The sequence below is a fragment of the Streptomyces sp. MMS24-W38 genome, assembly GCF_059889265.1.
Genome location: NZ_JCBCPP010000001.1, coordinates 3,248,587 through 3,260,444, shown reverse-complemented (window position 1 = coordinate 3,260,444; position 11,858 = coordinate 3,248,587). Strand labels below are relative to the sequence as shown.

Below are 11,858 nucleotides of genomic sequence, written 5' to 3'. Positions count from 1 at the left end.
CATGTCGTACGCCTGGGGGAGCGTACGACCCGGATGGACCAGCGATACCGCCGAAAAGGGGCTCATCCGGTCGGGGTTGACGCCTTGTCACGCGTGCCCCCCGTGGTCACGCTTGTGGCGTCCCGGACTCCGCGTCCCGGTCAGTTCACCACCGCCAGCCGGTCCGACTCGGCCTCGCGCCGCAGCATCCGCCGCAACGGCCCGGCCACAGCGGCCAGTTCCCCGTATGCTCCGCGCTGCACCACGCGTCCCTCGTCCAGCACGATCACCTCGTCCACCGCCGCCAGTCCGGCCAGCCGGTGGGTGATGAGCAGTGTCGTACGGCCCTCGGTGGCGGTCAGCAGATCGGCGGTGAGCGCGTCCGCGGTCGGCAGGTCGAGGTGCTCCGCGGGCTCGTCCAGCACCAGCACGGGGAAGTCCGCGAGCAACGCCCTGGCCAGCGCCAGGCGTTGCCGCTGGCCCCCGGAGAGCCGTGCCCCGTGCTCGCCGACGAGGGTGTCCAGGCCGTCGGGCAGACTGTCGGCCCACTCCAGCAGCCTGGCACGGGCGAGCGCGTCGCGCAGTTCGCCCTCGGTGGCGTCCCGCTTCGCGAGCAGCAGGTTCTCGCGCACCGAGCTGTCGAAGAGGTGGGCGTCCTGCGCGCACAGTCCGACCAGCCGTCGCACGTCGTCGCCGTCCAAGGCGTACGCGTCCACACCGGCCAGCGTGTACGAGCCCGCCCCCGGGTCCAGGAACCGCAACAGCACCTGTGCGAGCGTCGTCTTGCCGGAGCCGGACGGGCCGACCACCGCGATCCTGCGGCCCTGCTCCAGCCTCAGGTCCAGCCCGGCGAGCGCGTCCCGTTCCTGCCCGGCGTGCCGGGCCTCGAGCCCCTTGACCACGAGCGGGAACGGCGACGCGGGCGCCTGCCGGGGCCGTTCCGGCTCCTGTACGGGCACCGGGGCGTCCAGTACCTCGTACACGCGCTCGGCGCTCTTGCGCACTCGCTGCCGGTGCTGCATGGCGAGCGGCAGTCCGAGTACGGCCTCGAAGGCCGCCAGCGGGGTGAGGACGACGACGGCCAGCGCCACGCCGTCCAGTCGGCCGGCGGCCACCGCCTGTACGCCGACGAGAGCCGCGGCCGTGACGGTCAGGCCCGAGATCAGTGCGGTGAGTCCGTCTCCGAGGGCGGTGGCGGTGGCCGCGCGCGAGGCGATCCGGGTGAGCACTCCGTCGGCCCGTCGTGTCTCTGTGGTCCGCGTGGGCAGGGCGCCCGCGACCGTCAGCTCCGCGGTTCCGGTGAGCAGGTCGGTGACGCGGGTCGCGAGGACTCCGCGGGCGGGCGCCAGTCGGCGCTCCGCACGCCGGGCCACGGCACCCGTGATCGCCGGTACACCGGCTCCCGCCGCGAGCAGCCCGGCCACGAGCACGGCTCCGGCCTCGGGGAGCAGCCAGGCCGTGAAGCCGACGGACAGAGCCGAGACGACCATCGCCGCACCCGCCGGAAGCAGCCAGCGCAGCCAGTAGTCCTGCAGCTCGTCCACGTCGGCGACCAGTCGGGAGAGCAGATCGCCCCGGCGTGTCCCTCGCAGTCCGGCAGGTGCCAGCCGCTCCAGCCGCCGGTACACGGCGACCCTGGTGTCGGCCAGCATCCGCAGCACCGCGTCGTGCGACACGAGTCGCTCGGCGTACCGGAACACGGCCCGTGCGAGGCCGAAGGCCCGCGTCGCCGTCACGGCGATCATCAGATAGAGCACGGGCGGCTGCTGCGAGGCCCGGGAGATGAGGTATCCGGACGTCGCCATGAGGCCCACGGCGCTGCCCAGCGCGACACTGCCGAGCAGCAGCGCGAACGTGAGTCGCCCTCGTCGGGCACCGGACAGCGCGCGGACGCGGGCCAGCACGCCACGCGCGCCGGTCTCCGCGGCAGCCTCTGCCCGGACGCCCTCCGGTCCGGACCGCGCCGAGCCTTCGGCGGAGGAGGGAGCGGCACCGGGGGTGCGTTCGGTGAGCAGAGGCTCCCGGTCGACGCCGACGTGGTCCGCCGGTCCGGGCCGCGCCCGGTCACCGGGAGCGGGTTCCGTCACGCGCACCACGCGGTCCGCCACCGCCAGCAGAGCCGGCCGGTGCGCCACCAGCAGCACGGTCCGACCGGCCGCCAGCCGCCGTACCGCTGCCACGACCTCGGCCTCGGTGGCTCCGTCCAGCGCGGCCGTCGGCTCGTCGAGCAGCAGCACGGGCCGGTCCGCGAGGAAGGCGCGGGCCAGCGCGAGCCGTTGCCGCTGCCCTGCGGACAGTCCCGACCCGTCCTCGCCCAGCGCGGTGTCGGCGCCCTCGGGCAGCGCGTCCACGAATTCCAGGGCGCCCGCGTCCAGCAGGGCGCGGCGAACGGCGTCGTCATCCGCGTCGGGCCGGGCCAGGCGTACGTTCTCGGCGATCGTCCCGGCGTACAGGTGCGGTCGCTGCGGCACCCAGGCCACCCGGCTGTGCCACTGTGTCGGATCGACACCGGCGAGATCGGCTCCCCCGATCCGCACCCGTCCCTCGGTCGGCCGCACGAAGCCCAGCAACACGTTCAGCAACGTCGACTTGCCGGCCCCGCTCGGCCCGACGAGCGCGACCGTCTCCCCCGGCTCGACGGAGAAGGACACGTTCGACAACGCGTCCGCCGACCGTCCGGGATGGCGGACGGTCACGCCCTCGAAGGACAGGGCACCCGACGGCACCGCGCCGGTCCCCGGCGTCGGCACGGGCGTTTCCAGGACCGAGAAGATCTCCTCGGCGGCGGCCAGTCCCTCCGCCGCGGCGTGGTACTGCGTACCGACCTGCCGCAGCGGCAGATACGCCTCGGGCGCGAGGATCAGGATGAGCAGGCCGGTGTACAGGTCCATCTCGCCGTACACGAGCCGCATGCCGGTCGTCACGGCGACCAGCGCCACCGAGAGGGTGGCGAGAAGTTCCAGCGCGAAGGAGGAGATGAAGGCGATCCGCAGGGTCCGCATGGTCGCCCGGCGGTACTCGGCGGTGATCCGTCGGATCGACTCCGCCTGCGCCTTGGCCCGCCCGAACACCTTCAGCGTCGGCAGGCCGGCGACGACGTCCAGGAAGTGGCCGGACAGCCGGGACAGCAGCTCCCACTGCCGGTCCATCCGGGACTGGGTCACCCAGCCGATCAGCATCATGAAGACCGGGATGAGCGGCAGGGTGACGACGATGATCGCCGCCGAGACCCAGTCCTCGGTGACGATCCGCGCCAGCACCGCCACCGGAACGACCACAGCGAGCCCCAGCTGGGGCAGATAGCGCGAGAAGTAACCGTCGAGGGCGTCGACCCCACGGGTCGCCAGGGCGACCAGTGAACCGGTCCGCTGCCCGGTCAGCCATCCCGGGCCGAGTGCCGTGGCCCGCTCCAGCAGCCGACCCCGAAGCTCCGACTTGACCGCCGCGCTCGCCCGGTGCGCGGCCAGCTCGGTGAGCCAGCCGACCAGGGCACGGCCGACCGCGACACAGGCCAGGAGCACCATGGGAGTGCCGAGTTCGGTCAGGTCCAGGCCGTGTTGGAAGGCACCCACCACCACCTCGGCGATGAGCATGGCCTGAGCGATCACCAGTCCCGCGCCGACGACGCCCAGGGTGACGACCGCCACCAGGAAGAGTCGTGTGGCACGGGCGTAGCGGAGCAGTCGCGGGTCGATTGGTTTCACGTGAAACACACCTCAGTGCACGGGATCGGCGATGTGCTGGGTGCCGATCCGCTTACGGAAGACCCAGTACGTCCAGCCCTGGTAGAGCATGACGAACGGAACGGCGATCACCGCGAGCCAGGTCATGATCTTCAGGGTGTAGGGGCCGGAGGAGGCGTTGGTAACGGTGAGGCTCCAGTCCGCGTTCAGCGTGGACGGCATGACGTTCGGGAAGAGCGTCAGGAAGAGCATCGCCACGGCGGCCACGATGGTGACACCGGACAGGGTGAACGACCATCCCTCGCGCCCCGTCCGGTTCGCCACCAGGGCGCCGACCAGCGCGGCGACCGTGACCACCAGTGCGACCAGACTCGCGCCGTCACCGCCGTCGGCCTGCGTCCACAGCAGGAAGACCAGTGCCAGTACAGCCGTGACCAGCCCCACGCGCTGCGCCAGCTGCCGCGCCCGTCCCCGGATCTCACCGACGGTCTTGAGCGACGCGAACACCGCACCGTGGAAGGTGAAGAGCGTCAGCGTGACCAGGCCGCCCAGCAGGGCGTACGGGTTGAGCAGATCCCAGACGTTGCCCACGTACTCGAACCCGGAGTCGATCTTCACTCCGCGCACGATGTTCCCGAACGCCACGCCCCAGAGGAAGGCGGGGATGAGCGAGGTCCAGAAGATCGCCGTCTCCCAGTTGCGCTGCCAGCGCTCCTCCGGCCGCTTCGCCCGGTACTCGAAGGCGACACCTCGGACGATCAGGCAGACCAGAATGACCAGCAGCGGCAGGTAGAAGCCGGAGAAGAGCGTGGCGTACCACTCGGGGAAGGCGGCGAAGGTCGCGCCGCCGGCCGTGAGCAGCCACACCTCGTTGCCGTCCCAGACGGGGCCGATGGTGTTGATCAGCACCCGCTTCTCGGTGCGGTCGCGGGCGAGCAGCCGGGTGAGGATCCCGATCCCGAAGTCGAAGCCCTCCAGGAAGAAGTAGCCGATCCACAGGACGGCGATCAGAACGAACCAGACGTTGTGCAGTTCCATGACTGTGGCTCCCTCGGCCTAGTACGAGAAGGCCATCGGCTTGTCGGCGTCACGGGGATCGCCGCCGATCTTCGTGGGCGGGTTGAGGTCGGCCTCGGTGAGCTCGGGCGGACCTGCCTTGACGTACTTGGCGAGCAGCTTGACCTCGATGACGGCCAGGACGGCGTAGAGCAGGGTGAAGACACTCATCGAGGTGATGACCTCGGCCTGGGACACACCGGGGGAGACCGCGTGGCGGGTCTGCATCAGGCCGTAGACGACCCAGGGCTGCCGGCCCATCTCGGTGAAGATCCATCCCCAGGCGTTGGCGATCAGCGGGAACGCCATCGTCCAGAGCGCCAGGCGCCAGTACAGCCGGGTGAGCCGTGTCCCGAGCGGCTTCTTCAGCAGCACCAGATGCGGGACCTCGTCCTCCCCGGTGCGCAGGGCGGCCGGCAGCAGGAACCTCTTCCGCGTGAGCCAGAGTCCCAGCAGGGCGAGCGACAGGGACGCCATGCCGAAGCCGATCATCCATCGGAAGCTCCAGTAGGCGACGGGGACGATGGGCCGGTAGTCACCGGGCCCGAACTCCTCCTGCAGGGCCTCATTGGTGTCGTTGATTCCGGGCACATGCGACTCGAAGTCACCGTGGGCGAGGAAGGACAGCAGCCCGGGGATCTCCAACGCGACCTTGTTGTGTCCCTTGTCGACGTCTCCGTACGCGAACACGGAGAACGGTGCCGGGCCCTCGCCGTCCCACAGCGCCTCCGCGGCGGCCATCTTCATCGGCTGCTGCTCGTACATGACCTTGCCGAGGGTGTCCCCGCTGACCGCGGTGAGCAGCCCGCCGACCGCCATGGTGACCAGGCCGAGCCGGAGCGACGTCCGCATCACGGGTATGTGCTTCTTGCGCATCAGGTGGAAGGCCGCGATGCCCACCACGAAGGCGCCGCCCGTCAGGAAGGCCGCCGAGAAGCTGTGGAAGACCTGGTTGAGCGTGGTGTTCTGGGTGAGCACCAACCAGAAGTCGGTGAGCTCGGCGCGGCCCTTCTCCTCGTTGATCCGGTAGCCGACCGGGTGCTGCATCCAGGAGTTGGCCGCGAGGATGAACCAGGCGGACAGCAGGGTGCCGAGCGAGACCATCCAGATGCAGGCCAGGTGGATCTTCTTGGGCAGCTTGTCCCAGCCGAAGATCCACAAGCCGATGAAGGTGGACTCGAAGAAGAAGGCGAGCAAGGCCTCGAAGGCGAGCGGGGCGCCGAAGACATCACCGACGAACCGCGAGTAGTCGGACCAGTTCATGCCGAACTGGAACTCCTGCACGATGCCGGTGACCACGCCCATCGCGATGTTGATCAGGAAGAGCTTGCCCCAGAACTTCGTCGCCTTGAGGTACTTCTCCTTCCCGGTGCGCACCCAGGCGGTCTGCAGCCCGGCGGTGAGGGCGGCCAGCGAGATCGTCAGGGGAACGAAGAGGAAGTGGTAGACGGTGGTGATACCGAACTGCCATCGCGCCAGGGTCTCCGGCGCCAGAGCCAGGTCCACGTCGTCGCTCCTTACATCGCTGTGTCACAGCAGCCGCTTGATCCCGTTCGTCCCCCACATCTCGGAAGAAACAGGATGCGCTTGTGAACGCGTTCACATTCACAAGCAATTATGGCCTACTGCTTTTCGTATCCGGAAGGGGGGTCCCCTGTGACGTCAACCCCCTTGGGGATCACTTCGGGGAGACAGGAGGTGACAGGAGGTGACAGGGGGTGACAGGGGGTGACAGGGGGTGACAGGGGGTGACAGGGGGTGACAGGGACGACATGAAGGCGACACGCTGCCAGGGGAGGAACATCAACAGCCGGCCGACGGCTGAACCGTCGGCCGGCTGCTCCGGTTGCGAGACTGGGGCGGTCCGAGGCCCCGGGCGGCTACAGCTCCTTCCGGAAGGCCTCCGTCACCTTCAGGAAGATGTCGTTGGCCTCGGTCTCGCCGACCGTCACTCGCGCCCCCTCCCCAGGGAACGGCCTGACGACCACGCCCGCCTGCTCGCACGCCTGCGCGAACGTCGCCGTGCGCTCCCCCAGCCGCAGCCACACGAAGTTGGCCTGGCTCTCGGGCACCTTCCAGCCCTGAGCACGCAGCGCGTCCATGACCCGGTTGCGCTCACACACCAGCGAACCGACCCGGCCGATGAGCTCGTCCTCGGCACGCAGCGAGGCGATCGCCGCGTCCTGCGCGACCTGGCTCACACCGAACGGCACCGCCGTCTTGCGCAGTGCCGCGGCCACCGGCTCATGGGCGATCGCGAAACCTACGCGCAGCCCGGCCAGCCCGTAGGCCTTGGAGAAGGTCCGCAGCACACAGACGTTGGGCCGCTCCCGGTAGATCTCCACGCCGTCCGGTACCTCGGGGTCACGGATGAACTCACGGTAGGCCTCGTCGAGCACCACCAGGACATCGCGGGGCACCCGGTCGAGGAAGCGCTCCAGTTCGGCCCGCCGGACCACCGTGCCGGTCGGGTTGTTGGGGTTGCAGACGAAGATGAGCCGGGTCCGATCGGTGACCGCCTCGGCCATCGCGTCGAGATCGTGCACATCGCCCGGGGTCAGGGGCACCTGCACAGGGGTGGCACCGCTGATCCTGGTGATGATCGGATACGCCTCGAACGAGCGCCAGCCATAGATCACCTCGTCGCCGGGGCCCGAGGTGGCCTGCAGCAGTTGCTGGGCGATGCCGACCGAGCCGGTGCCGGTGGCCAGGTGGGAGACCGGGACGGCGAAGCGCTCGGCCAGCTCCGCCACCAGGGCCGTGCAGGCCATGTCGGGGTAGCGGTTGAAGGAGGACGCCGCGGAGGCGATGGCCTCCATCACACCCGGCAGCGGTGGATACGGGTTCTCGTTGGAGGACAGTTTGTAGGCCACCGGACCACCGGCCGCCGCCGGCTTGCCCGGTTTGTACGTAGGAATACCCTCCAGCTCGGCGCGCAGCTTGGGGCTCGTCTCGCTCACCGCAGTCCTCCTCCGAAGACCGGCGGCCCATGACCGCCGCCGACATCCAATACTGCTCACCTTATGAGGATTCGACGCGGCGGAGTAGAGAAGCCGTTACGGGGAGACGCCGCTGCGTGGGCGCGTACAGCGGCAACAGAAATGCCTCCGTGTCATCCGCCCCTTCAGCAACAGGGGCATCACTGTGTGAAGGTGCACAAAGGGCGTCCGAGCCGGGGGGCGCGCCGCACATATATCTACGCGCCGGTGGCTCGCGCCGTGGCGCGCATCCCCCGTGCAGGTGAGTTGAGACCTCTTCGCAACATCGCCCCCTCAGCAGGCCCGCATGGGCCGACACGCCAGATCTTGGCATGGGAGCATTCAACATCCTTGCTTTGCAAGGAACTTACCCTTTAATGATCATGCAGAAACGTGCCTGTCAACGCATGCATATGCGTCCGCCCTACCCCACCGCATGAGCCCTACTATCGGCTCGCCATGACAGCAGCAGGGAAGCACCAGGTGAGCCGCGCGGAAACCTCACGCCGAGGCAGCAAGCCGGGTCGAGCGGGCATCAGGGACGTGGCCGCCGCCGCCGGAGTCTCCATCACGACCGTCTCCGATGCCCTCAACGGCAAGGGCAGGCTCCCGGACGCCACCCGGCGCCACGTCCGCGAGGTCGCCGACAGACTGGGCTACCGGCCCTCGGCCGCCGCCCGCACGCTCCGTACCGGCAAGTCGGGACTCATCGGCCTGACCGTGACGACATACGGGGAAGAACCTTTCACCTTCACCGAGTTCGCGTACTTCGCCGAGATGGCGCGTGCCGCCACCTCCGCCGCGCTCGCCCGCGGCTATGCCCTCGTGATCCTCCCCGCGACCTCCCGACACGACGTGTGGTCCAACGTCGCTCTGGACGGCACGGTCGTCATCGATCCCTCGGACCAGGATCCGGTCGTCAGTGAACTGGTCCGGCAAGGTTTACCGGTGGTCTCCGACGGCCGTCCGGCCGGTTCGCTCCCGGTCACGGCCTGGGTGGACAACGACCACGAGGCCGCAGTCCTCGGCATCCTCAACCACCTGGCCGCCGCGGGCGCCCGCCGCATCGGCCTGCTGACCGGGACCACGACCGACACCTACACCCACCTGTCGACCACCGCGTATCTGCACTGGTGCGAGCGCGTCGGCCAGGACCCGGTGTACGAGTCCTATCCGGCACACGATCCGTGCGCCGGCGCCGTCGCCGCCGACCGGCTGCTCGCCCGCCCCGACCGCCCCGACGCCGTCTACGGCCTGTTCGATCCCAACGGCACCGATCTGCTCGCCGCCGCGCGCCGCTACGGCCTGCGCGTCCCGGAGGACCTGCTGCTCGTCTGCTGCAGCGAGTCCACCGTCTACGCCAACACCGAGCCGCCCGTCACCACACTCTCGCTCAAACCACGGCGCATCGGCACGGCGGTGGTCCAGCTGCTCATCGACGCCATCGAAGGGGTCGATCCGGAACACACGGTGGCGCAGGTGATACCCACCGAGCTGATCGTGCGCACCTCGTCGCAGCGCCGACCACCACGCACGACGGTCAGCCCGCCGCGGTCGCCGGCCTGACCGGCAGAAAAACCGCAGGCCCCCGGAAAGGACGACCGGGCCCGGCTCCCGGAGGGGGGAAGGGACGACTCCCCCTCCGGGAGCCGCTGCTCACGGAAGTGTGCCGACTGTCCCAAGACGGACGTACGCGGTCCCAGGAGGAGTCGGCGCGGCCGGGTGACCGCACTGCGGGCGAATCACCGACCAAATGGGGCGAAAGCCGCGGCGGGCTGGAGTCTTGCTCCGATTCACCACCCCTGGGTCATCACATGGCACGATCCGCGTTCCTATGATGGGCCCACGACACCGCGGGCCGCTGCGACCAGGCAGTCCGACGCGGTGCAGTTGCGGCTTGATGGTGGAGGGGTCGATGACTCAGGGGGCCGGTCAGGGACCCGGGGTGGAGCGCACACCGACGGTGCGCGACTTCCGGGTGCCCGCGTACATCCACGAGACCGGTCCGTACGCCCACAGCATGCACCCCGGCGACGCGGCGGCCCCGCCGCCCTCGGAGAGCCTCCCGGAGGGATACACACCCACGCGTCGGGACCTTCCGGTCATCAATCGGGGTGACACTGTGCAGGTGATCGTCGACCCCGCGTCCGTCTCCGTCCCACAGCCCCCCACCGGGCCCGGCCCGCTGTACGTGGTCGGTGACGTCCACGGGTACCTCGACGAATTGGTCGCCGCCCTCCAGGAGCAGGGCCTCATCGACTCCGCGGGCCAGTGGTGCGCCGGCCCCGCACGGCTGTGGTTCCTCGGCGACTTCACCGACCGGGGACCGGACGGCATCGGCGTCATCGATCTCGTGATGCGGCTCTCCGCCGAGGCCGCCGCGGCCGGCGGCTACTGCAAGGCCCTGATGGGCAATCACGAACTGCTGCTGCTCGGCGCCAAGCGGTTCGGTGACACCCCCGTCAAATCCGGCGCGGGCACCGCCACCTTCCAAGCGGCCTGGCTCCTCAACGGCGGGCAGAAGACCGACATGGACCGGCTCCAGGACCACCACCTGCAGTGGATGGCCCGCCTGGACGCCGTCGAGGCCGTCGACGACCACCTCCTGCTGCATTCCGACACCACCGCCTACCTCGACTACGGCCACTCCATCGAAGAGGTCAACGACACCGTCCGCGAGACGATCACCCGCAACGACGCCGACGAGGTCTGGGACCTGTTCCGCAAGTTCACCAAGCGGTTCTCCTTCCGCGACGAGGGCGGCGCCGAAGCGGTGCGCTCCCTGCTGAATACGTACGGTGGCACCCGGGTCGTTCACGGCCACAGCCCCATTCCGTACCTGCTGGGCGAAGTCGGCTCCGAGGACGGCGGGGACGACAGCGGTCCCGTTGTCGAGGGTCCGCACGTCTACGCCGAGGGACTGGCCATCGCGATGGACGGCGGCGTGACGATGGCCGGAAAACTGCTGGTCCAGAAGCTGCCACTCGCCGAGTGAGCGGATCCCGGGCCAGGCGTCACCGGCCCGGGACCGCACCGGACAACGGCCAATTTCGGTAAACCCCCTGTCACGGCGCACCGTCAGCGCTCTACCATCGGCTTATCCGTAGCAGGCTCCCCTCCGTTTCTGCCCAGCGGCTCGTCAGCATGCCGAGCCACAAGCCCTACGGAGCATCGGGGGATGCACATGAACAGCGTTCCGCAGCACCTGTTGACCGAGGACCGCCAGGAATACGAGCGGATTCTCGACGAGGCGCTGCGCTCCGCACCACACCGCCCGGAACTGACCGCTGTCGGTCAGCGGCTCAACTCCGAACAACTGCGCACCATGGCGCTCAATGCCACCGCGGTCATCACGGCGGCCGCGGCGACCGAGTACCAGCACTACATCAAGGTCCGCGAGGAACTGCGCCGGCCACCGGCGTCGGCCACCCCGGCCGTGCGCGAGTCGGGCTCCTCCGAGCCGGAACCCGGCACAGCGGGGCTCGCCGCCGCCATGGGGGAGGTCACCGAGACCGCCGGCGCGGGTGCGGTCGCCGTCATCGCCGTTCTGGCACCCGTCCTGGCCGGAACGGCGGCCGTGCTCTTCCTGCTCGTCGGCTACCTCCTGCGCGTGCTCGACCTCAGCGCGGCCTTCGCCCGGACCATGCTCACCACGGGCTGGACGTTCGGCGCCGTGACCGCGGTCGCCATCCTGGTCGCCGCTGTGGGCCTGCTCCTCACCGCGCTGCGCAACAAGCCCTCGGCCCGGAGCGGGCCGTACGTGGAAGTCGACAAGGAATTGGCCCTGGCCAGGGATGCCTGGCACGAGGCACTGCTGGAGCGGGGGATCATGCCGTTCCTGCGAGACACCCTCACCGATCCCGGCACGGCAGCCGCACTGCGCTACGCGGCACCGTCCGAACCGACCGGCCGTATCCCGAACCTCGGCTACCACCGGCCGGGATTCACCAGCCCCGGGGAAGGCCCGAGCCGCGGCCCGCGGCCGAGCTACTCGAGTCCGGACTACAGCAGCCCGGACTTCGGGGGGCCGGAACACCAGCCCGAGTAGTCGAACGGCCGAAGTATCGGCCCGGGTCCGTAGTCGTCGGCCGGCACTCCCTCACCGGCGGAGCCCTCTCGAGAGGCTCCGCGAGGGGGGTGTGTGCCGGGCGCACGGGTCAAG

7 protein-coding genes are annotated in these 11,858 nt (G+C 69.8%); 3 read left to right on the top strand and 4 right to left on the bottom strand.

Annotation, left to right across the window (positions count from 1 at the left end):
* Positions 1–140: 140 nt before the first annotated feature.
* From cydD to hisC, 4 genes are all read right to left on the bottom strand, one after another.
* On the bottom strand, positions 141–3,683 hold the full coding sequence (cydD, locus tag AC6F7H_RS13630; protein ID WP_500757275.1) for a thiol reductant ABC exporter subunit CydD: 3,543 nt from the start codon (positions 3,681–3,683) through the stop codon (positions 141–143).
* 12 nt (positions 3,684–3,695) lie between these two features.
* On the bottom strand, positions 3,696–4,700 hold the full coding sequence (gene cydB / locus AC6F7H_RS13625) for a cytochrome d ubiquinol oxidase subunit II (protein WP_500757274.1): 1,005 nt from the start codon (positions 4,698–4,700) through the stop codon (positions 3,696–3,698).
* Positions 4,701–4,718: 18 nt separating this feature from the next.
* Positions 4,719–6,224: a cytochrome ubiquinol oxidase subunit I gene (locus tag AC6F7H_RS13620; protein ID WP_500757273.1), complete on the bottom strand. Its 1,506-nt coding sequence runs from the start codon at positions 6,222–6,224 to the stop codon at positions 4,719–4,721.
* 374 nt (positions 6,225–6,598) lie between these two features.
* Entirely contained in the window at positions 6,599–7,678 is a 1,080-nt protein-coding gene (gene hisC, locus AC6F7H_RS13615) for a histidinol-phosphate transaminase (protein ID WP_500757272.1), read from the bottom strand.
* Positions 7,679–8,155: 477 nt separating this feature from the next.
* Between hisC and AC6F7H_RS13610 the strand changes: the two genes are divergently transcribed.
* The 3 genes from AC6F7H_RS13610 to AC6F7H_RS13600 all read left to right on the top strand — a co-directional run bounded on the left by AC6F7H_RS13610 (position 8,156) and on the right by AC6F7H_RS13600 (position 11,744).
* Entirely contained in the window at positions 8,156–9,262 is a 1,107-nt protein-coding gene (locus AC6F7H_RS13610; RefSeq protein WP_500757271.1) for a LacI family DNA-binding transcriptional regulator, read from the top strand.
* Positions 9,263–9,596: 334 nt separating this feature from the next.
* Positions 9,597–10,691, top strand: coding sequence for a metallophosphoesterase (locus AC6F7H_RS13605; protein ID WP_500761799.1), 1,095 nt, complete (start codon positions 9,597–9,599; stop codon positions 10,689–10,691).
* Positions 10,692–10,874: 183 nt separating this feature from the next.
* The gene (locus AC6F7H_RS13600; protein ID WP_500757270.1) at positions 10,875–11,744 is read left to right on the top strand and encodes a hypothetical protein; all 870 of its coding nucleotides are present in this window, start codon (positions 10,875–10,877) and stop codon (positions 11,742–11,744) included.
* Positions 11,745–11,858: the final 114 nt, after the last annotated feature.